The sequence below is a fragment of the Kribbella sp. NPDC058245 genome, from assembly GCF_042882005.1.
Classification (GTDB): domain Bacteria; phylum Actinomycetota; class Actinomycetes; order Propionibacteriales; family Kribbellaceae; genus Kribbella.
Map to the genome: position 1 here is coordinate 263882 of NZ_JBHVWY010000007.1, position 20991 is coordinate 284872.

A 20991-nucleotide genomic window follows, 5' to 3' on the forward strand; every position below is an offset into this window, starting at 1 on the left:
TCGAAACGTGCGCGGCGCGCGCCCTTGTCATGCATCATCGAGCATGTCCCGCCCGCGCCACCGAGGGGTCGTCCCAATCATGCCGCCCAGTCGCCGTCTGCTGCCCGGACTGCTGTCCCTGCTGCTCGCCGTCCCTGCGATCGCTGCTATACAAGGCGATCCGCCCCCTGCAACAGCCCAACCGGAAAAGTTCAGTAGACCACAGACGCCTGAGGTGAGGGCCACCGACGAGGCGGCCCGGACCGGGCGCAGGGTCGAAGTGGTCGACTGGCGTAACGAGACCTCAGAGGTCTACGTCAATCCCACTGGCTCGAAGACGATGACCCAGCACGCGAGGCCGGTCCGGGTGCACAAGGGATCCGGCTGGGCGGCGCCGGACGCATCGTTGCGCCGTCAGTCCGATGGCACCGTGCAGCCGGTGGCCGCCGCCGTACCGATGATTCTGTCGGGCGGTGGCGACAAAACCGTGCTGCGCATCGGAAAACCGGGCAGCCGGGTCACGTTGGGCTGGCCGAACAAGTTGCCGGCTCCGCGGATCTCCGGCGACACCGCCACCTACCCTGAGGTGTACCGCGGTGTCGACCTCCAGATCAAAGTTGCCGTAGACAACTTCTCGTACCTGCTCGTGGTGAAGAACCGCACCGCGGCCCTGACCGACGCGATGCGTGCGCTGCGGACGCCGTTCGTCGGAGATGGACTGCGGTTGTCCGTGCGCCGCGACGGTTCGACGACTGCGGTCAATGCGCTGGGGGAGTTGTTGTACACCGCCCCGCCGCCGACGATGTGGGACAGCACACCGGCCGCCCCGCGGCACGCGAAGGTCGGTATCCGGCTGCAGGCGGGTGCCCTCGAGCTCACGCCGCAGCGTTCGCTGCTGACCGACCCGAAGGCGAAGTTCCCGATCTACATCGACCCGTCACTCAGCGGCCGGAAAGCCGGCTGGCTGCACGTCAACGCGAAGATGGGCAACCAAACCGGTTGGGGTTACGACACCGGTCAAGGTGCCAAGGTCGGTCTTGCCTACGACGACCCCAAGCACAACATGTACCGGTCGATGTTCTTGATGAACACGACCAACGGAGCGCAGACCATTGCCGGGAGCACCATCAGCAAAGTGGTGTTCAGCATCACCCTCGACCACAGCCCGACCTCTACCGCGACGCCGGTGGACCTGTGGCACCTGAACGACTTCACGACGGGCACCTACATCGACTGGGCCAACAATGACCAGTTCTGGCACGAGAAGGTCGCCCAGCGCAGCGCCGAGTCGTACCCGCCACCCGAGGACAAGGCTGTCACGTTCGAAGAGCCCCGGATGGTCCAACTGGTGCAGCAGGCCGCCGATGAGCGCAAGCTGACGATCGGCTTCGGACTGCGGGCGCCGAACGAGGGCGACCAGAACCAGTGGAAGAAGTTCAAGTTCGACACCGCCGTGCTGTCGATCGAATACAACACCGCACCCCGCGAGCCCAAGTCGCTGAACATGATCCGGCCCCGCCCGTGTGGCACTGCTCAAGCCCCGACCGCGATCGCCACACGCACACCGCAGTTCTCCGCGGTCGCGAACGACCCGGACAGCGGTGACGGTGTCACGACGACGCTGGAGATCGCGAACTCGGCGAACACGGTGGTCTACTCGAATGCCGTCGGACCGACCGCGACCGGTGCTGCCTTCTCCTGGGCAGAGGTCCCGGCCGGCAAGCTGAACGAGAACGAGGTCTACCACTACCGGGCCTTTACCCGGGACGCGATCGTCGCCGGCCCGGCGACGACGGACTGCTACTTCGTGATCGACTCGATCAGTCCGGACATCCCGACCATCAGCTCGACCGACTTCCCGGACAGCCTGCGCCGGACTGCGGCGTACACGACCGGCACTGTCACCTTCCGCCCCGCGGCGGGCCAGGAGAACGAGGTCGCGGAGTACGTGTACGGCTTCCTGTCGGACAAGCTGGCGATGCGGGTGAAGGCAGGCGCGGGTGGTGTGGCGACCGTGCCGATCACGCTGACGCCGTCCGCGGAGACCGGCTCGTTCGATCGCACTCTGTACGTCGCCGCCGTCGACAAGGCAGGTAACCAGAGTGAGCTGACGGAGTCCTGGAGCCTCCGGGCCCTCACGGGCGGCACCGCACCGGCGCCGGTCCGCGGTGACAGCAACGGTGACGGACGTGCCGACCTGAACGCGATCTTCGACCAGGGCTTCGGGCGGACCGCCATCTGGTCGATGCCCTCGGCCGGCATGAGCTTCCACACCGGTGTGATGGAGTGGGACACGAGCGAGGGCGGCAGCTTCGCCCTGACCAGAACGCGCGCAGTCCAAGGCGACTGGAACAAGGACGGCAAGGCCGACATGGCGTTGCTGCGGGAGGGCGCCGGCCGGCAGATCTGGCTATACAAGCTGATGTCCGAAGGCAACCGGTACGACGCGCTCGACGCCAGCTGGACGAGTGGGGCGAACGGCTGGCCGCTCAGCACTGCCCGGGTGGTCTCCGGCGATGTCGACGGCGACAAGGCGTCGGACATCGTCGTGCAGAACGCGACGGCCAACGGTGGTTTCGAGGTCCTGGTGTTCAGAGCCGCCACCAACTTCACCGCGCCGGTGAAGTGGTTCACCTCGGAGGCTTCGAACCAGTGGACCCGCAGCACTCCGCTGCTGGCCGACATCAACGGTGACGGCAAGGCCGACTTCGTCAGCATGCACAACCTTGACGGCTGCCGGACCTCGGTGGAGGTCTTCGCCTCGAGCGGATCCGCCTTCGCCGCGCCGGCAACGGCGTACGACTCGGGCGCCGGCGCCTACTGCTGGGAGAAGAGCAAGGCAGCTGTCGCCGACCCGGACGGCGACGGTCGCGACGACATCGTGGCCATGTACGAGGACAGCCCGACCAACGCGTCGCTGCAGGTGTTCAAGCCGTCCGGGTCGACGCTGACCCGGAGTACCTGGTGGTCGGTCACGAACAACGACCTCGACCTGTCCAAGACGAGCCTGTCGGTTGGTGACTACAACGGTGACAAGAAGGACGACGTCTCCCTGCTGTACGCCGGCGGCAGCACACCCGGTGGCCGGCAAGCGTTCACTCAACTGTCCACCGGTACGGCGTTCGGTGCGCGACAGCAGACGTGGTCCGGTCAGGTCGATGCGGTCACCGGGCCGAAGTTCGAGCTGGAACACCGGGCGTACGACCTGGTCAGCAAGAACAGCAACAAGTGCCTGAACGTCGAGTTCGCGAGCACGAACGACGATGCGCGCTTCATCCAGTACCAGTGCCTGCCGGTCGACCTGAACGCGAGGTTCCGGGTCGATGCCATCGCCGGGACCGACCAGTACAGTGCCCGCCCGATGCACAGCATGAAGTGTGCGGACGTCGAGGACTTCGGCCAGCAGGACGGCGCCCAGTTGCTGCAGTGGCCCTGTGGCAGCGGGACCGGCGAGCCGACAGCGAACCAGCAGATGACGATCGAGTACATCGAAGGCACCAGCTACGACACCGTCGTCCAGTTGAGGTTCGCCCACAGCGGCAAGTGCGCGACTGTGACAGCGGAGCCGGAGAAGAACGTGACGGTCTTCGACGACTACGCACCGATCAAGCAGCAGACCTGCGGTCAGCTGAGCACCCAGCAGTGGACGGTGCGTCCGTCGTACAACCAGACGCAGCTCGGTGAGAACGGCAACGCGAGGTACCGGATCGAAGCCGCTACGTCACACAACGTGCTCGACATCGCCAACTGCGCGGCCACTGACGACATCCGGATGTGGGAATGGGTGCAGGGCAGCCCCTGCCAGAGCTGGAAGGTGGAGAGCCTCGGCGACGACGTCTACAAGATCGTCGATCCCAGTAGTAACCGGGCGCTCGACATCCGCGGCTGCTCGAAGCTGCTCAAGGGCTCTCTGATCGCCTTCCCGAGCAACAAGGGGGAGTGTCAGCGCTGGCGGATCGAGCCGGCCGCCGATGGGAGCTTCGCGGTGACCTCGGTGAGTACGGGGCTGTCGATGGATGTCGACAGCTGCAACCCGGCCGCCGGGACCGACGTGATCACCTGGTCCTACCACGGTGGCCTGTGTCAGCGGTGGTACTTCATCAAGCAGTAGGGCCCGAGAACGCAAGGATGGCGGTCTCCCTCAGGGGGACCGCCATCGGCTCTGTAGGACTTTGGCGCCGTCATTGGCGCGTTTATGAGACCTGGCTTACCGTTCGTCCTCCGCGGCAGCGACGGCGGCGGGAGCGGCTTCGAGCCGGCCCGTCTCGTCGTGAATGGTGACGGCGATGTTGCGCAGCTTGTCCGAGTGCTCCCGGCCGTGGTGGGCGCAGAACAGAAGCTCCCCACCGCTGGTCAAGGTGACACGGACGTAGGCCTGCGCACCGCAGCGGTCACAACGATCCGCGGCCGACAGGGCCGAACTCGGGGCGAGTGCTGTAGTCACTTGAGGCCTCATCTCATCTAGTTCCGTTCTCACCAGATAGCAACATCCTGACATGCGGATCGCTTCCCGGTGGGGGCAACGTGTCCGAATGTGAGACGAACCACCTGCTCCCTTATGACGCATGCTGACGCGGAATCGTTTCTGATTCGAGCGATTCAGGCGGAACACGCTGCGTCGGGCGTGTCTTATCTCACTCTGCGCCATGACCTCGTCACGCGGTGCTGATTTTCGGTGTGTCGTGGGGCACGCCCGAATGAGTCCGGATCGATATCTGCCCCGTCATGCAGATACAGCCACCTTCTTAGTTGTGTTGTCAGGTTCCCCGTATGTCGGACCGGCTAACAGGTTTTGGGGGTGCAGCCGCATAGGCTGTGTTTTTGTAGTGAGTTGGTGAACCAGTGAAGGAGCCCTGTGGCCGCCCCGACGCCTCGTAGTACCGAGCTCGACCCGACGTACAACGCCCGCAACCTGCTCGTCCTCGAAGGACTCGAGGCGGTCCGGAAGCGGCCCGGTATGTACATCGGGTCCACCGACAGTCGCGGCCTGATGCACTGCCTGTGGGAGATCATCGACAACGCCGTCGACGAGGCCCTGGCCGGCCACGGCGAGCGCATCGACGTCGTCCTGCACAAGGACGGCTCGGTCGAGGTGCGGGACCGCGCCCGTGGCATCCCGGTCGACATCGAGCCGAAGACCAAGCTCAGCGGTGTCGAGGTGGTGTTCACCAAGCTGCACGCCGGTGGCAAGTTCGGCGGTGGCTCCTACAACGCCTCCGGCGGTCTGCACGGTGTCGGCGCCTCGGTCGTGAACGCGCTGTCGGCGCGACTCGATGTCGAGGTCGACCGCGGTGGCGTGGTCTGGACGACGTCGTTCCGCCGTGGGGTCGCCGGTGAGTTCGACGCCGAGGGCGCGGCGGCCGGTTTCACCGCGGTGACGGGCCTGCGCAAGGCCGGTCGCGCGAAGAAGGGCATGACCGGGACCCGGATCCGCTACTGGGCCGACCAGCAGATCTTCACCCGCGACGCGAGCTTCAACTACGACGAGCTGGTCACCCGGGCGCGGCAGACCTCCTTCCTGGTTCCCGGCCTGGAGCTGGTGATCCGGGACGAGCGCGGTGAGGAGATCACCGAGGAGCGGTTCAAGCACGACGGCGGGATCAGCGAGTTCTGCGAGTTCCTGGCCACCGACCAGAAGGTCACCGACGTGGTCCGGCTGACCGGAACCGGCCGCTTCACCGAGACCGTGCCGATGCTCGACGACGCCGGCCACATGACGCCGACCGACGTCGAGCGCGACCTGGACGTCGACATCGCCGTGCGCTGGGGCGACGGGTACGAGACCGAGCTCCGCTCGTTCGTGAACATCGTGGCCACCACCAAGGGCGGCACGCACGTGGCCGGCTTCGAGCGTGCGCTGGCCAAGAGCTTCACCAACGCGATGGAGGGCACCCGGCTGCTGAAGAGCGGCGAGGAGCTGATCAAGGACGACGTCCTCGAGGGCATGACCTCGATCGTCACGGTGCGCCTGGCCGAGCCGCAGTTCGACGGCCAGACCAAAGAGGTCCTCGGTACGCCGGCCGCTTCGCGGATCGTCTCGAAGGTCGTGCAGACCGAGCTGGAGTCCTTCCTCACGTCGACCAAGCGCGAGCACAAGGCCCAGGCCCGCGCCGTGCTGGAGAAGGTCGTCGCCGCGTCCCGGACGCGGGTGGCCGCCCGTCAGCACCGTGAGCTGCAGCGCCGCAAGACCGCGCTCGAGTCGTCGGCGCTGCCGGCCAAGCTGGCCGACTGCAGAAGTAACGATGTCGACAAATCGGAGCTCTTCATCGTCGAGGGTGACTCCGCCCTCGGAACCGCCAAGGTGGCTCGCAACTCGGAGTTCCAGGCGCTGCTGCCGATCCGGGGCAAGATCCTGAACGTGCAGAAGGCGTCGGTCGCCGACATGCTGAAGAACGCCGAGTGCGCCTCGATCATCCAGGTCGTCGGCGCCGGCTCGGGCCGCAGCTTCGACCTGGAGCAGGTCCGCTACGGCAAGATCATCTTCATGGCCGACGCCGACTCCGACGGCGCGCACATCCGCTGCCTGCTGGCCACGCTGTTCTTCCGCTACATGCGGCCGCTGGTCGACGCCGGTCGCGTCTACACCGCCGTACCGCCGCTGCACCGCTTCGAGCTGACCAACCCGAAGAAGGGTCAGGAGAAGTACATCTACACCTACAGCGACGCGGAGTACCAGCGGAAGACGGCCGAGCTGATGAAGAAGGGCGTCAAGTGGAAAGAGCCCCCGCAGCGCTACAAGGGTCTCGGTGAGATGGACGCCGACCAGTTGGCCGAAACCACTGTCGACCCGCGGCACCGCACGTTGCGCCGGATGACGGTCGACGACGGTGAGGCAGCGGCTCAGGTCTTCGACCTGCTGATGGGCAACGATGTCGCTCCCCGCAAGGAGTTCATCGTGCAGGGCGCCTACGAGCTGGACGAGAGCCGCATCGACGTCTGAGCGGCCTCGGTGAGGTTGCGGGCGAGCTCGGAGATCAACGCCGAGGCTCGCCCGGTGCGCACGGCGAGGAGTAGCCGCCGGGCGAAGACGCGACGGACGGTGGTGTGCAGTGAGAGCTGCGCGATTCCGCTGACGTCGCTCGGCCAGGCCAGTCGCGGTACGACGGCGATGCCGAAGCCGCTGCGGACGAGACTGGCCGTGGCGGCGTAGTCGGCGGTCTCGAAGGCGACGTGGGGTGCGAAGCCGGCGCCCGCCGAGGCCGCGGCCAACGCGATCCGGTTCGGATCGGCCGTCGTACCGGAGATGAAGGTCTCGTCGCGGAGCTTGCCGATGTCGACGCGGGTGCGCCCGGCCAGCGGGTGATCGGCAGCGACCATGAGCAGGAGCGGGTCGGCGATCAGGGTCGCGGTGCGAACTCCGGTGGGCGCGCTCCACGAGACGCCGGGGTAGCGGTGGGTCACCACGGCGTCGACCTCGCCCGCGGCTAGTTGGGTCAGGCCGTCCGGTGGCTCGTAGTGCATCAGCGCCAGCTCCAGATCTGGATGCGCGGCGCGCAACCGGCCGAGTGCTCCCGGGACGAGGTGGTGGGCGGCGCTTGGGAAGGTACCGACGCGAAGACTGCGCAGCTGGCCGGCTGACTCACGCACTGCGAGCACGGTCATCTGCGTCTCGGCCAGAAGCCGGTCGGCGCGTTCCAGCAAGACCGTGCCTGGAGTGGTGAGCCGGACACCTCGGGCCCCTCTGACGAGCAGCTCGCACTGCAGTTCGTTCTCGAGGTGGGCGATGTGTTGGGAGACCGCCGGCGCGGTGTAGCCGAGCGCCTCGGCGGCTGCGGCGAACGACCCGAGCCGGGCCGATTCGACGAACGACCGCAGGCGTAACAGGTCCATACCGGGCTCCTTCGGACCAAAGCTGAGCTTTGGGGTGCTCAAGCAACGGTACCTGGTCTTTGGTCAGTCGACTTCCGACACTGGACGTATGGACCTTCTACCTCCCGAACATTCCTTCGTCAGCGACAACGCCGCCGGCGCCCACCCCGCCGTACTGGATGCGTTGGTACGAGCCAACGTCGGCGACGCGACGCCGTACGGCGGTGATCGGTGGACCGCGGCCGCGGTGGCTCGGATCCGCGACCTGCTGGGTGCGCCGGGAGCCGAGGTTCTCTTCACGTACGGCGGGACCGGGGCGAACGTTGCCGCGTTACAGGCGGCGGTGGATCCGTTCGAGGCGGTCATCACGGCTTCGACCGGGCATGTGCACACCGACGAGTGCGGAGCCTTCGAGCGGTTCACCGGCTCGAAGATCCTCGACGTACCGACAGCCGACGGCAAGCTGACGCCAGAGCTGATCGCACCGCTACTGAATCCGTTGAACGGCGAGCACAACGTGCAGCCGGCCGTGATCGCGATCAGCCAGGCGACCGAGCTCGGGACCGTCTACAGCCTCGAAGAGATCAAGGCGCTGGCGGACCTCGCCCACGCGTACGGGATGCTGCTGTTCCTCGACGGCGCCCGGATCGCGAACGCGGCAGCCGCGCTGGACTGCAGCCTGCAAGACCTCGCCGGCCACGTCGACATCCTCACGCTCGGCGGGACGAAGAACGGCATGCTGTACGGCGAAGCCATGGTGGTGCTGCGGCCCGAGCTGATCCGGCGCGCACGCTTTGCGCGCAAGCAGTTCGGCCAGCTCGCCTCGAAGATGCGCTTCATCGCCGCCCAGTTCGACGCTCTCTTGTCCGACAACCTCTGGCTGCACAACGCCCAGCACGCGAACCGGATGGCCGCGCGACTCGCCGACGGCATCCGCGACCTGCCTGGCGTCGAACTGATGCAGGCTCCGCAGACCAACAGCGTCTTTGCCCGGCTTCCGGCCGAGGCCGTTGCGCCGCTGCAGCAGTGGTCGCCGTTCCTCAAGTGGGGAGCCGGCGTGCGTTGGATGACCAGCTTCGCCACCACCGAGCAAGACGTTGACCGCTTCCTGGCCGGCGTGGCGCAGACTGTGCAGTGTGCTGACTTCGCCACGGCTGGTGTGCTTTGACCTCGACAACACGCTGATCGACCGGGACGCGGCGTTCCTTGCGTGGGCGCGGTGGTGGTGCGGTGCGGCCGGGGTGGACGCGGTCGAGTGGTTAGTTGCCCATGACAACGGTGGGTTCACGCCGCGGGCGGAGTTGTTCGACGGATTGCGAGACGAGTTCGGTACGGCGCCAACGGTGGACAGCTATGACCGCGAGCATCCGTTGTTCACGACGGTCGAGGACGCCGTACTGGCCGGGGTGGCCGGGCTGCGCGCGGCCGGGTGGCGGGTTGCTGTGGTGACGAACGGGACAGTGGTGCAGCAGAGCTTGAAGCTGGAGCACACCGGGATCGCGGCGGCCGTGGACTTCTCCTGCATCTCCGAGGCGGTTGGGGTACGGAAGCCCGAGGCGGAGATCTTTGCGATCGCGGCTGAAGGGGCAGGCGCTGCGTTGGACGGCTGGATGGTGGGTGACCATCCGGCGTACGACGTGGCTGGTGGGCGGAATGCCGGCCTGCGGACGATCTTGGTGGGAGATCGGATGGGCGGGCCGGCTGCTGATTATTGTGTCCGGTCGGTGCTCGAGGTGTTCAGAATTATTGCCACCTGATCAGGAAAGTGATCAGAGGGCTTGGCGGAGGACCGCGTGGGCGCCGCGGACGATGGCTTCGCGGTTGGCCTCGTAGGTCGGGTCCGTGATCGCGGTTTTGTTGGCCGTGTCGAAGGAGAGTACCGGGACGTGGAGGTGTCCGGCGGGCATCGACGGATCCTTGAGATCGCGTTGCAGAGTGTTGCGGTAGGCAACCTCGTTGGACAGGTAGCCGCCGCCAGTTCCCTCGGAGGCGATCGAGCCGGGCGTCGGGCCTAGGGGTTGCCGGACGGGTGCCGTTTGGCCGGCGGGGATCTCCAGGACGGAGGTGTTCACGCGGGTGCGGAAGGGCGTGACGTCGGCCTGTGCCATCCGGGCGAGCGGGAGGCTGGAGGTGATCCATTCCGGTCCCGCAGGCATGCTGGGGGAGACGACCGGGGCTGCGATCGTGCCGCCACCCCAGAGGTTGTTGTTGTCGCCGATCGAGCTCACCGAACGCCGGCGGCCGTTGAAGACCTCCAGGTCGAAGATGCCGACGCGGCCCTGGCTGGCGGTCATCACCAGGTCCGCGTGCTGCGGGCCGCTGCGGTAGTGCGGCGCGAGAGCATCCTCGACCATGCTCTGGTCGAAGTCGGTGTACCGCACCGGGAAGACGACCGTCTGGATCTCGTACGTCGTTCCGTTGACCGTCCAGCGTTGTCCGTCGAGCGTGAGCGCGTTCGCGCCGGACGGGTTGCCGATCCGGATGTCCGCGTCGAGTGTGAACGGATCGAACCCGGTCACCAGGATCTTCTTGACTCCCGGGGAGAACCGCGTGCTGGTGATCCCGCGGGAGGAGTATTCGAGTGAATGGATCAGTTCGGCACGGTCCGTCGTACCGACTGTGAAGCGTGGTTGCCACTGACGCACGGCGAGGGCCATCGAGATGCGGGCCCAGTACAGACCGCGGTCGTCGGTGGAAGGCAGTGCGTCGGTCCCGGAGACCGGGTGCTGAGCGCGGTGGATCGCCGTCCGCCACAGCGCCTCGCCCTGGGCGCGGATGAGTAGCTTGGCGGCTTCGCGGCTCGGCATCGCGCAGAGCAGCCGGCTGAACAACTCCACTTGCTTGTCGAACCCGGTCCGGCGCAGGATCTCGGCCGGTACCGACGGTCCGCCAGCGATGCCGCGGCTGAGCCGCTGCTCCTCAACTGTCCCGGTGATCGAGGTGTCGAGGCAGCCAGTGGTAACCGGGGCGGCGTGGACGATCGGAGCGCCGGACAGCACGCTCGTCAGGGCCAGGGCACCGACCAGCAGGGACCGGGGAAATGAGCTGGGGCGGAGTCTCATATGGCGTATCTATCAGATCTGGGCCGGGAAGCCGAGAGATCTGAACAAACTGCGCGTATTGCAGACTGTATGCAATCGGCTATCTTCGGAAGGCGCCGCCCTTTCTGAGGAGTCCGCCCGTGACTACCACCAGCCGCCGCCGTTTTCTGACCGCCGCCTTAGCCGCCGGAGCCTGTGGTGCCGGCCTGTCTGCCTGCGCCGACGAGAGCCCAGCCGGTACGTCGATTGCTGCCTCGAACCCGCCGACCGGCGCCCCGGTTCTGGACGGTGAGCAGGCACTTGCGCGCCTGATCGCCGGCAATGCGCGCTTCGTGGCCGATCGCGACGAGCGACTCGACGAGGGCGTGGCGCGTCGAGTGGCGGTGAGTCAGGGACAGCATCCGTTCGCGACTGTGCTGGGCTGTGTGGACTCACGGGTGCCGATCGAGCTCGTCTTCGACCAGGGGCTTGGTGATCTGGTCGTCGTACGGAGTGCTGGTGAGGCGCTCGACCACTCGGTGACCGGCAGTCTGGAGTTCGGCGTCTCTGAGCTGCACACCCCGCTGCTGGTGGTTCTCGGCCACCAGCGCTGCGGTGCGCTCGACGCCACGATGAAGGCTCTCGACACCCACCAGCGCACCTCCGGGGCCGGGCAGATCGGCTACCTCGTCGAGGCGCTGGCGCCCGCCGTACGGCAAGTGGCAGGCAAGCCCGGCGACCGCCTCACCAACGCTATCCACGCCAACGTCGCCCTCACGCTGGCCAAACTCCGCCAGTCCCCAGTCATCGCACCCCTGGAGGCGGCGGGCAAGCTCAAGGTCGTCGGCGCCTACTACGAACTCGACACGGGCCGAGTAGTCCTCACCTGATCGCGCGTCGGCGCAAACCGGGGAGCGCTAGGAACCCGAATCGGCAGGCAGAACTCCCCAGCGCTTCCTGACTCCGGCCATCACTAGTGGCGGGAGACAGGAAGTTGGGGCTGGAGATGGTGGGCAACAGGTCTCCGGTGGTCACAAGGTGTCTCAGGCCACTAGTGGTGGCGCGGGCGCGACCACTGATCCGGCGGAGGGGGATCAGCGAAGATCACTGCCACATAGCGGCAGTGGTCTTCCGCAAACAGGATCCGACCGCAGCCGGCGCTGCTGATGTCCGAAAACACGCCGACCACGTACTGCGATCGTTCGGACGTTAGCGTGGGGACGCGGCCTGCACGTAGCCGTCAGGGCGAACGACAGCTCGTGCGGCGGAGCCGTCCGACGGCTCGACCACGATGGTCCGGCCGCGACGCAGTTCCCGCATGACGGTGGAGCCGTTGGGCAGCTTCAGATCGGGCATGCGGTGACCGACCAGCGGGTGGTTGCCGGGGGAGTAGCTGACGGCCAGACCGGAGATGACACCTGCCAACTGGTGGTTGACCTGCGGGAGGTGGAGGAGGTCGGCGAAGGTCTCGCGCAGGCAGGTGACGTCAGCGTCCGGGACGATCAGCACGCCCTGGGCGCGAGTGTTCGCCAAGACGGCCGCGCCGGCCGGGTGCCGCTCGGAGTGGTAGCTGTCCAGGAGCGTATCCGGGGAGTCGCCGCGGATCACGGCTCCGAGCTTCCAGCCGAGGTTGAAGGCGTCCTGCAGTCCCAGGTTCATGCCCTGACCACCGGTCGGCGAGTGGATGTGGGCGGCGTCGCCGGCCACGAAGACCCGGCCCTCCCGATACCGGTCCGCCTGTCGCACCGCATCGGTGAACCTGGACGCGTAGCGGACGTCACGCAGTACGACGTGGTCGCCGTACCAGCCGCTCAGCGCCGTAGCCACCTCGTCGTGGCTGACCGGTTGGTCCTTCGGTAGCCCTTGCTGCTCAGGCCCGGTGAACAGGACCCGCTCGACCCCTCCGCCGAGCGGGACCATCGTCAGCACCGCACCGTCCCGCGGCTCCAGCTTCGGTAGCTGCCAGTCCTCGCGGACACCGTCGACCACTACGTCGGCGACGACCGCACTGAACCGCCCGTCCCGTCCTGGGAACCCGATACCGCTCAGCTCACGCACCGCACTCCGTGCACCGTCGCACCCGACCACCCAGTCCGTGTGGATCGTCGTACCGTCCGCAAAGGCCGCAGTCACCCCATCCGCTGACTGATCGAGTCCGCTTAGCTCCAGACCCCGCCGTACGACGACGCCCTGCCGCGCCAGATGATCCTCAAGATGCTGCTCGATCCGCAGCTGCGGAATCCCGAGCTGATACGGGAACGGCGTGTTCCACGAGCTGTAGTCCAGCGGCAGGCCAGCAAAGTGACCACCTGGCAGCTCACGAGCCTCAGCCAGCAGCGGCTCGAGCAGTCCACGCGAGTGGAGGATCTCCACCGACCGTGGCTGCAACGACAGCGCCTTCGACTGCCCAGACCGCTCCAGCCTCTTGTCCACCAGTACGACGGATGCTCCCGCCAGCACGAGCTCTGACGCCAACAGCAACCCCGTCGGGCCGGCGCCAACCACCAGGACGTTGGTCATGCCAGTAGGTCGTTCTTGCGTGAGTACCAGAACATGAAGACGTAGAGCAGTACGAACACCACGATCCACTGCACTGTCGTCACCCCCGGTACGGCGTCCAGTGGCAGCGCGAGCGCGATCGCCACCCGTACCACTGCGTCGAGCAGCAGTCCGACACCCCACACCGTCGTGATCAGCCGGAGCCCGTGCCGGAATGCGGGCTCGGAGTCCCACCGGCTGGCCCACACCTCGCCACCGCCCTTGCCCCGCTTGGCCTCCGCGATGCCACGCCCGATGGCCAACAGCAGTGGCTTGCCGACCACGACCGTGGCCAGCAACCACAGCCCACACATCGCGGTGATCACGCCATCCTTGGCGAGCAGCATCCGCGGGCTGTGCATGGCCAGTGAGGCAATCGTGCCGACCGCCAGCGCCACCAGCATGAAGACGGCCATCCAGTCAGGCTTGCGCCGAATCACGCCGTACAAGGTCCGCACGGCCGGGATCACCGAGCCGGCGAGGGTGGCCCCGACGATGCCGACGCCGGCCTGCCGGAGACCGTAGAAGATCAGCAGCGGGATCACGAGGTCGATCAGGACTGGCGCGAGGACCGCGCCCCAGCGGGCCTTCGGCTTGCTCTCGGTTGCGGCAGACATCAGGAGTCCTCTCGTGTTGCGCGGTCGAAGATCTCGACAAGTTCCTGGGCGCAGGTCGCCGGGTCGGCTCCGGCGATGACTCTTCCAGCGGCGGCGTCGAGCGCGGCGCGCAGCGTGACCGCCATCAGCAGGGCGTCGAACTTCCGGAAGCCCCCCGTCCGCTGACCGTCGTCGAACAGCGCCACCAGCCGCGACACCGCGCCGTCGGCCTCCTCGCTCGGCACCTCGGCGGCGCCGAACACGATCTGCTGCACGGCCCGGACGTGGTTCGGCCGCGCCGCGACGAAGGCGACATTCGACCGGATGTAGGCCGCCAGCTTCCCGCCCGGCCCCGCGGCGTTGTCGATCGCGGGCCGCATCAGCACTGCCGCGTCGGCGGTCACCCGGTGCAGGACCTCGGCGAGCAGCTCGTCCTTGGTCTTGAAGTGGTACGAGATCAGTCGCTTGCTGCTCAGCCCGGCCTCGGCGCAGATCGCGTCGTAGGTCGTCGCCGCGAAACCGCGCTCAGCCAGTACGGCGATGGTCGCGGCGACGATCTGGTCCCGGCGTGCCGCCGTGCTCCCGGCGCGATCCAGCGCCTCGTCATGTTTTATCCCCATGGATAAAACTTATCCGACTGGGTAAAACGATGTCAAGAGAAAAGCGCCGACCACTTGGCCGGCGCTGATCGAAGGGGGCTAGACGTGCTGGGTCAGTAGCCCGGTGTCCACGTCGTACATGAAGCCGCCGACGAGGATCTCCTCGCCGACGAGTGGGTGCTCGCGGACCGCGGTGACGTCGTGGCGCAGCGCTTCGAGCTGGTCGGGGATGACGTTGATGGGGAGATAACCGGCGGGCTTGCCGGCGGCCTTCTCGACCTTGGCTCGCAGCTCGTCCTCGGACATGGCAGCCATCGCGCAGCGGGTGTGCGGGATGACCATGATCCGGCGGATGCCGAGCAGGTTCACGCCGAGCACCAGCCCGGTCAGGGTGATCTCGGTGACCCGGCCGCCGGCGCTGCGCAGCACCTTGGCGTCACCCGGCTTGAGGCCGAGCAGTTCGAGCGGCGGGATCCGCGAGTCCATGCAGGTGACCACACCGACTCCGGCGTGGGCGATGCCGTCGAAACCGCCGTAGTGGAAATCGGCGGCGTACTCGGCGTTGGCAGCGAGAAGGTCTTCGAAACCGGGGGTCATCGGACGGCACTCGGCACAAGCACTGGAGTTCCGGCCTTCAGGATCGACATCGCGAACGGCTCCTTTCCACAGGACTCCGGACGAGGCGGATCGGCGGGTGCACTGGTCACCGGTACGGTCCAGGACCGCCCGTCGCGATGCCACACTGTCACGGATTCAAGGTCTTCGCCCGCGACAGTGAGGGCGTCCAGCGAGAGTTCACCAGTTTGCTGGCGGACGGCGATTTCCGCGGCCTGACCGCGTTTCGTCCACGTGGTGCGGCCGCGCAGACCGGTGAGCAGAGTATCCCCGATGTCCGAGGCCGCCAGCACATCGAGGGCGGTCTTGGCGTTGAGGTGACCATGCATCGTGCCGGACGGTAGCAGCACGGCCGTGGGGGAGAAGCGGTGGCCGCCGAGGTGGCTCGCCTCCCAGACCCGGCCGGGCGCGGCCGTGGCGAGCGCGTTGACCAGCGGGCGGCCGAGGATCGCGCAGCACTCGTCGCGCTTGCCGTTGGTGCAGACCAGCATGATCGACTCGTGGACCGGCACCAGGCCGGGCAGCGACGCGTTGACGGCCGCGCGGTCGCCGCGGGCGACCGCGCCGAGATCCAGCCCGCTGAGGGTCTCGGGGTCCGTCACATGAGCGCTGAGCAGGAAGGTCTTGCCGGGAACGGTGGAGGCGACGTACACCTGCTGGGCGTGATTGGCCGGGAACGAGTGCCGGCCAGGAGTCCGGATCAGGCCGAAGCGCACGTCGACTTTCTTGCATTCGGCATCGAATCGGCTGCCGAACTCAGGGTCCAGGTGACTGTTGACGACGGCATCGGCGCCCCAGGGACCGGGTTGTTCCAGGACGACCCAGCCACTCGCCACAATGGCGGATCCCTCGAGCGGCTCGAGGAGCTGGCGGCAGTAGGTCGAGCACAGACCTGGCCGACTGGTCGCGTCGGGTGGAACTCTCACAGCACCACTGTAGGTTAGGCAGGCCTCAGTTCCGTGCACCGACCATTAAGTGTGGACAAAACCACGTCGGCCGAGCAGCGCGACCGCCAGGATCGCCGCCAGGAACGCGCAGACGGCGGCTCCCGCGAAGATCGCGTGCGATTGTGAAATGGCCGCGTCGCGCAGCGCGTCGATGAACGGCCGGCACGAGGCGGGCGCGGTCGGACAGAGCTCGTTCGGTGACGGTACGTCGTCGACGATCGAGAAGTAGCGCCGCAACCCGATCGCGGTCAGCGCCGACACGCCGACCAGCATGCCGACCATCCGTGCGACGACCACGAGCGCGCTGACCAGACCGTGGTGAGCCGGGGGAGTCGCGCCAAGGACGGCGGTGTTGACCGGTGAGAGCGCCAGCCCGAAGCCGAAACCACACAGCAGCAGTACGACGGTCGCCGCGAAGTGGTCGAGTGCGTGGCGGCTCCAGAACGCCATCAGCACGAACATGGCCCCGGCCAACGCCAGTCCGGCGCCGGTGATCAGCCCGAGCCCGTAGCGCCTGGTGAGCCACCCGCCGATCACGGCGCCGACCGGCAAGGCGATCAGGAACCGCACGAGCACCAGCGCCGCTTCGAGCTGCCCGCCGCCCTGCGTGGTCCGGGCGAAGACCGGTACGTCGACCAGCGCGGCAATCAGCGCGCAACCGACCAGGAAACTGACCGCCAGCGAACCCCAGGCCGGCCGGGCCGCGAGCAGACCCGCCGGAACGATCGCCCGAGGCGTCCGACGCTGCCAGGCGATGAAGGCGACTGCGAAGACAGCGGCACCGACGAGAAGCCAAGGACCGGCGGGAGACATGAGCTCGCGCTCGGGATCCGCGGTGGCGAAGGCGAGGACCACCCCAGCCAGTGCCGCGGCCAGCAGGAGCGCGCCCGGCAGGTCCACCTGCTTGAGCAGCGCGAGCGCTTGAGAACGACGGAGGGTGAGGAGCAACCACAGCAGACCGAGGACGAGAGCCGCGACCCCGATGGGCGTGAGCAACCTCGACGTACCGGTGAACGGGACGAAGGGCAGTCCGAGGGTGACGTCGGTTGCGAGGCGTTGTGGTGCGGTCAGCGTGAGTCCGAGTGCGACGGCTGCTAATAAGCCGACCGCAGCTGAGAGCGGCGGTCGGCGCGCGCCGCGTAGCAAGACCGCGAGGACGACGGCGACGACCAGGTTCAACCAGAAGATGTACCGCCAGTCGGCCACAGCCAGTACGGCGGCGCCCAGCAGCGGGCCGAGGACCGAACCGAGCTCCTGTACGGCGCCGACCACTCCCAGCGGCAGTCCACGTCGCTCGGCCGGCCACAGGTCGGCGACCAAAGCGAGCGTGGCCGGTACGAGCCCACCACCGCCCACGCCCTGAAGAAACCGACCGGTTACCGCCGAGGGCAGGTCGAACGCCGCCGCCGTGATCAGCGACCCGACCGCGAACAGCATCAGCGCGCCGACCAGGACCGGTGTCCGCCCGGCGACATCCGCGATCCGGCCGATCAGCGGCAGGACGGCGATGTAGCCGAGCAGGAACCCGGAGATGATCGGGGCGGCCCGCTGCAACTGGTCCGCGGACAGCCCGATCCCGGACATCAGATCGGGCAGCGCGAGGACGACGACATACGTGTCGGCGGCCGCGAAGGCGACCGCGATCGACGCGAGCGTGAGCTGTGCTCTCGGCCGGGCGGCCACCGCGTTGCTCACTGGTTGCCCACTACGGCTTGGTGATCGTGACTTGTTCGCCGTACTTGTCGAAGGTGACGTCGTAGCTGCTGGTGGCGCCGTCGTAGAACGGGCCGGAGATGGTCGCCGAGACGAGCTGCTTGGAGTCCTTGTCGAGCTTGAAGCTGCTCGGGAAGTCCTGGTCGGCCGGTGCCTTCGGGAAGATCCCCTGCAGCGACTTGCCCGGGACCGAACCGGTGATCTCGGTCAGCACCTTGTCGCCGTCGCGAGTGTCACCCTTCACCTGCGGGTTCTTCAGCGCCGGCAGCACCGACGTCAGGCCCTTGGCCGGGTCCAGCAGGATCGCCGGGTCCGGGGCGCCGAATCCGGTCAGCTGGTCGGGCGTGAGCTCGACGAACTGCCCCGTGAACGGCAGCTTGGCGTAGACCTTCTTGTCGACGGCAACGACCTCGGAGTCGATCGGCGAACCGCCGGTCCGGATCGTGAGCTTGCCCTTGAACGCCGGTGCGTGGGTGGCCAGGCCATCGCCGCTGGCCAGCGTCTGCGCACTGTCCGGCAAGTCACGGCCGGTCAGCACGATGTGGACGCTGGAGGCGTCGTCGATCGCCTTCTTCGCGGTCGTGAGCTGGGCAACCGCGTCGTCGGACTTCGCGGCGCCACCGCCGGAATCCTTCTTGTCACTGCAGCCGACCAGGGCCAGCACGAGCACCGCGCTCAGCGCGACGAGTCTCTTCATGGGGGTCAGCCTGCCAGCTCGGCGGCCAATGCCGCGATCGGTTGGGCCACCGGCACGCCGGAACCGTCGCGCCGCGGGTCGATCGGCGGCAGGTCCACCGGTGCACCGCTGTTCGCGCTGGCCTTGACCGGGGCCGCGCCGATGAAGGCGAGCAGCAGCCCGTCCTCACCCTTGAGCAGCCGCTGGCAGCGCACACCGCCGGTCCCACGACCCTTGCCCGGGTACTCGCTGAAGGGCGTCACCTTGACCGCGCCGACCTCGGTGCCCGGCAGGGCCGAGTTCGAGCCGGCGATCGTGACCACCTGCGCTTCGCGACCGGGCTCGATGGCGCCGAAGAAGACCACCTTCGCGCCGCTGGCGAGCCGGACCCCAGCCATACCGCCGGCGGTGCGGCCTTGCGGCCGGACTGCGGAGGCAGGGAAGTGCAGCAGCTGGGCATCCGACGTGACGAAGCACAGCTCTTCTTCGCCCGTGGTGAGCTCGACGGCCCCGACCACCTCGTCGCCGTCGTTCAGCCGGACGATCTCCCAGGCATCGCGGTTGCTCAGGTGATCCGGTACGACGCGCTTCACGACGCCGGTCGCCGTACCGAGAGCGACACCGATCGACTCCGGATCCATCGTGGTCAGGGCGAGCGCCTTCTCACCCGGCTCCAGCGAGACGAACTCGGCGATCGGTGCGCCACCCTGCAGGTTCGGCGCGGCGGCCGTCGTCGGTACGGCGGGCAGGTCGAGCGAGTCGAGCCGGATCAGCCGGCCGGCGGTGGTGATCAGCCCGTACTGACCGCGGGCGGTGCTCTTGATCGCGGAGACGATCGCGTCGTGCTTGGCCCGGCCCTCGCCGGACCCGAACGGCTCGACCCCGTTGGTGCGGGCGAGCAAGCCGGTCGAGCTCATCAGGATCCAGCACGGGTCGTCGGTGACCTCGAGCGGCACGGCCGCGGTCTTGGTCGCACCGGACGACTCCAGCAGCACGGTCCGGCGCGGGGTGCCGTAGGTCTTGGCGACCTCGGCCAGCTCGTCGCCGACCGTCTTCTTCAGCAGCGCCGCGTCCTCGAGGATCGCGGTCAGGCGCTCGATCTCGCGCTCCAGCTCGGCCTTCTCGGTGTCCAGCTCGAGCTTGGAGAACTTGGTCAGCCGGCGCAGCGGCATGTCCAGGATGTAGTTGGCCTGGATCTCGGACAGGTCGTAGATGTCGATCAGCCGGGTCCGGGCCGCGGCCGCGTCGTCGCTGCTGCGGATGATCTGGATGACCTCGTCGATGTCGAGGATCGCGATCAGCAGGCCGTCGACGATGTGCAGCCGGTCCTGGGCCTTCTTGCGGCGGAACTCGCTGCGCCGGCGGACGACGTCGTACCGGTGCTCGAGGTAGACCTCCAGCAGCGTCTTCAGGCCGAGCGTGCGGGGCTGGCCGTCGACCAGGCAGACCGCGTTGATCGAGAACGAGTCCTCGAGCGGCGTCATCTTGTAGAGCTGCTCCAGCAGCGCCTCGGGGACGAAGCCGTTCTTGACCTCGATCACCAGCTGGGTGCCGTGGGTGCGGTCGGTCAGGTCCTTGACGTCGGCGATGCCCTGCAGCTTCTTGGCCTGGACCAGCGTCTTGATCTTCTCGATCACCTTCTCCGGGCCGACCGTGTACGGCAGCTCGGTGACCACGATGCCCTTGCGGCGCGGGGTGACGTTCTCGATCCGGGCGGTGGCGCGCATCTTGAAGCTGCCGCGGCCGGTCGCGTAGGCGTCCTTGATGCCTTCCAGGCCGACGATCTTGCCGCCGGTCGGCAGGTCCGGTCCGGGAATGAACCGCATCAGGTCGTCGAGGTCGGCGGTTGGCGTCTTGATCAGGTGCCGCAGTGCCTGGATGATCTCGACCAGGTTGTGCGGGGCCATGTTGGTGGCCATCCCGACCGCGATCCCGGCGGCGCCGTTGACCAGCAGGTTCGGGAAGGCCGCCGGCAGCACCGCCGGCTCTTCCTCGCGGCCGTCGTAGTTCGGCCGGAAGTCGACGACGTTCTCGTCCAGGCCGTTGGTCATCGCGATCGCGGACGGCGCCATCCGGCATTCCGTGTATCGCATCGCCGCCGGACCGTCGTCCAGAGATCCGAAGTTGCCGTGGCCGTCGATGAGCGGGAGCCGCATCGACCACGGCTGTGCCGTCCGGACCAGGGCGTCGTAGATCGCGCCGTCGCCGTGCGGGTGGTACTTACCCATCACTTCACCGACGACGCGGGCCGACTTCACATGGCCGCGGTCGGGGCGGATGTTGTTCTCCGCCATCGAGAACAGGATCCGCCGCTGGACCGGCTTGAGCCCGTCCCGAGCGTCCGGCAGCGCCCGGGAGTAGATCACCGAGTAGGCGTACTCCAGGAAGCTGGTGCGCATCTCGTCGGAGACATCGACGTCGAGGATGCGCTCCTCGAAGTCTTCGGGCTCGGCGGTGGTACTCGAACGGCGTGCCATACGGGCTGAACTACTCCTCGGT

The 20991-nt window shown here is 67.5% G+C and carries 16 protein-coding genes; 5 read left to right on the forward strand and 11 right to left on the reverse strand.

Annotated features, from left to right (window positions below):
- The first annotated feature begins 214 nt into the window (after window positions 1-214).
- Window positions 215-4090, forward strand: a complete 3876-nt coding sequence (locus ACFVWG_RS19010) for an RICIN domain-containing protein (protein WP_391544613.1) — start codon at window positions 215-217, stop codon at window positions 4088-4090.
- 96 nt (window positions 4091-4186) lie between these two features.
- Here ACFVWG_RS19010 and ACFVWG_RS19015 read toward each other — a convergent pair whose 3' ends face one another.
- The gene (locus tag ACFVWG_RS19015) at window positions 4187-4435 is read right to left on the reverse strand and encodes a hypothetical protein (RefSeq protein ID WP_391544614.1); all 249 of its coding nucleotides are present in this window, start codon (window positions 4433-4435) and stop codon (window positions 4187-4189) included.
- A gap of 399 nt (window positions 4436-4834) precedes the next feature.
- Between ACFVWG_RS19015 and ACFVWG_RS19020 the strand changes: the two genes are divergently transcribed.
- The gene (locus ACFVWG_RS19020; RefSeq protein ID WP_391544615.1) at window positions 4835-6919 is read left to right on the forward strand and encodes a type IIA DNA topoisomerase subunit B; all 2085 of its coding nucleotides are present in this window, start codon (window positions 4835-4837) and stop codon (window positions 6917-6919) included.
- On the opposite strand, the gene ACFVWG_RS19025 is transcribed toward ACFVWG_RS19020, so the two are convergent.
- Entirely contained in the window at window positions 6886-7809 is a 924-nt protein-coding gene (locus tag ACFVWG_RS19025; RefSeq protein ID WP_391544616.1) for a LysR family transcriptional regulator, read from the reverse strand. The two genes, ACFVWG_RS19020 and ACFVWG_RS19025, sit on opposite strands and share 34 nt — an antisense overlap.
- 88 nt (window positions 7810-7897) lie before the next feature.
- Here ACFVWG_RS19025 and ACFVWG_RS19030 point away from each other — a divergent pair, with 88 nt between their 5' ends.
- Both ACFVWG_RS19030 and ACFVWG_RS19035 read left to right on the forward strand, forming a co-directional pair.
- Complete coding sequence (locus ACFVWG_RS19030) at window positions 7898-8956, forward strand: threonine aldolase family protein (RefSeq protein ID WP_391544617.1); 1059 nt, start codon at window positions 7898-7900, stop codon at window positions 8954-8956.
- The gene (locus tag ACFVWG_RS19035; RefSeq protein ID WP_391544618.1) at window positions 8925-9545 is read left to right on the forward strand and encodes an HAD family hydrolase; all 621 of its coding nucleotides are present in this window, start codon (window positions 8925-8927) and stop codon (window positions 9543-9545) included. Before ACFVWG_RS19030 ends, ACFVWG_RS19035 begins: the two co-directional genes overlap by 32 nt.
- Window positions 9546-9557: 12 nt before the next feature.
- Here the strand turns inward: ACFVWG_RS19035 and ACFVWG_RS19040 are convergent, their stop codons facing one another.
- Window positions 9558-10850: a hypothetical protein gene (locus ACFVWG_RS19040; protein ID WP_391544619.1), complete on the reverse strand. Its 1293-nt coding sequence runs from the start codon at window positions 10848-10850 to the stop codon at window positions 9558-9560.
- A 119-nt stretch (window positions 10851-10969) separates the two neighbouring features.
- On the opposite strand from ACFVWG_RS19040, the gene ACFVWG_RS19045 reads away from it, so the two are divergent.
- Window positions 10970-11698, forward strand: a complete 729-nt coding sequence (locus tag ACFVWG_RS19045) for a carbonic anhydrase (RefSeq protein ID WP_391544620.1) — start codon at window positions 10970-10972, stop codon at window positions 11696-11698.
- Window positions 11699-12017: 319 nt separating this feature from the next.
- Here the strand turns inward: ACFVWG_RS19045 and ACFVWG_RS19050 are convergent, their stop codons facing one another.
- The 8 genes from ACFVWG_RS19050 to ACFVWG_RS19085 form a co-directional block, all read right to left on the reverse strand.
- Window positions 12018-13328, reverse strand: a complete 1311-nt coding sequence (locus ACFVWG_RS19050) for an FAD-dependent monooxygenase (RefSeq protein WP_391544621.1) — start codon at window positions 13326-13328, stop codon at window positions 12018-12020.
- Window positions 13325-13963: a VC0807 family protein gene (locus ACFVWG_RS19055; RefSeq protein ID WP_391544622.1), complete on the reverse strand. Its 639-nt coding sequence runs from the start codon at window positions 13961-13963 to the stop codon at window positions 13325-13327. The genes ACFVWG_RS19050 and ACFVWG_RS19055 overlap by 4 nt, the downstream gene beginning before the upstream one ends.
- Window positions 13963-14562, reverse strand: coding sequence for a TetR/AcrR family transcriptional regulator (locus ACFVWG_RS19060; protein WP_391544623.1), 600 nt, complete (start codon window positions 14560-14562; stop codon window positions 13963-13965). The genes ACFVWG_RS19055 and ACFVWG_RS19060 overlap by 1 nt, the downstream gene beginning before the upstream one ends.
- Before the next feature lie 78 nt (window positions 14563-14640).
- The gene (locus tag ACFVWG_RS19065; protein WP_391544624.1) at window positions 14641-15138 is read right to left on the reverse strand and encodes a beta-class carbonic anhydrase; all 498 of its coding nucleotides are present in this window, start codon (window positions 15136-15138) and stop codon (window positions 14641-14643) included.
- On the reverse strand, window positions 15135-16082 hold the full coding sequence (locus tag ACFVWG_RS19070) for a sucrase ferredoxin (RefSeq protein WP_391544625.1): 948 nt from the start codon (window positions 16080-16082) through the stop codon (window positions 15135-15137). Before ACFVWG_RS19070 ends, ACFVWG_RS19065 begins: the two co-directional genes overlap by 4 nt.
- 45 nt (window positions 16083-16127) lie before the next feature.
- On the reverse strand, window positions 16128-17798 hold the full coding sequence (locus ACFVWG_RS19075) for an MFS transporter (protein ID WP_391544626.1): 1671 nt from the start codon (window positions 17796-17798) through the stop codon (window positions 16128-16130).
- A 10-nt stretch (window positions 17799-17808) separates the two neighbouring features.
- Window positions 17809-18513, reverse strand: coding sequence for an LppX_LprAFG lipoprotein (locus tag ACFVWG_RS19080; protein WP_391544627.1), 705 nt, complete (start codon window positions 18511-18513; stop codon window positions 17809-17811).
- Window positions 18514-18518: 5 nt separating this feature from the next.
- Window positions 18519-20969 carry a DNA topoisomerase (ATP-hydrolyzing) subunit A gene (locus ACFVWG_RS19085; protein ID WP_391544628.1) on the reverse strand — a complete coding sequence of 817 codons (2451 nt, stop codon included), beginning with the start codon at window positions 20967-20969 and terminating at the stop codon, window positions 18519-18521.
- Window positions 20970-20991 lie beyond the last annotated feature (22 nt).

Bases quoted from the DNA above. Each gene is read 5' to 3' on its own strand.
- ACFVWG_RS19015 (WP_391544614.1), bottom strand. From the start codon at position 4,435: ATGAGGCCTCAAGTGACTACAGCACTCGCCCCGAGTTCGGCCCTGTCG.
- ACFVWG_RS19025 (WP_391544616.1), bottom strand. From the start codon at position 7,809: ATGGACCTGTTACGCCTGCGGTCGTTCGTCGAATCGGCCCGGCTCGGG.
- ACFVWG_RS19030 (WP_391544617.1), top strand. From the start codon at position 7,898: ATGGACCTTCTACCTCCCGAACATTCCTTCGTCAGCGACAACGCCGCC.
- ACFVWG_RS19040 (WP_391544619.1), bottom strand. From the start codon at position 10,850: ATGAGACTCCGCCCCAGCTCATTTCCCCGGTCCCTGCTGGTCGGTGCC.
- ACFVWG_RS19050 (WP_391544621.1), bottom strand. From the start codon at position 13,328: ATGACCAACGTCCTGGTGGTTGGCGCCGGCCCGACGGGGTTGCTGTTG.
- ACFVWG_RS19055 (WP_391544622.1), bottom strand. From the start codon at position 13,963: ATGTCTGCCGCAACCGAGAGCAAGCCGAAGGCCCGCTGGGGCGCGGTC.
- ACFVWG_RS19060 (WP_391544623.1), bottom strand. From the start codon at position 14,562: ATGGGGATAAAACATGACGAGGCGCTGGATCGCGCCGGGAGCACGGCG.
- ACFVWG_RS19065 (WP_391544624.1), bottom strand. From the start codon at position 15,138: ATGACCCCCGGTTTCGAAGACCTTCTCGCTGCCAACGCCGAGTACGCC.
- ACFVWG_RS19080 (WP_391544627.1), bottom strand. From the start codon at position 18,513: ATGAAGAGACTCGTCGCGCTGAGCGCGGTGCTCGTGCTGGCCCTGGTC.
- ACFVWG_RS19085 (WP_391544628.1), bottom strand. From the start codon at position 20,969: ATGGCACGCCGTTCGAGTACCACCGCCGAGCCCGAAGACTTCGAGGAG.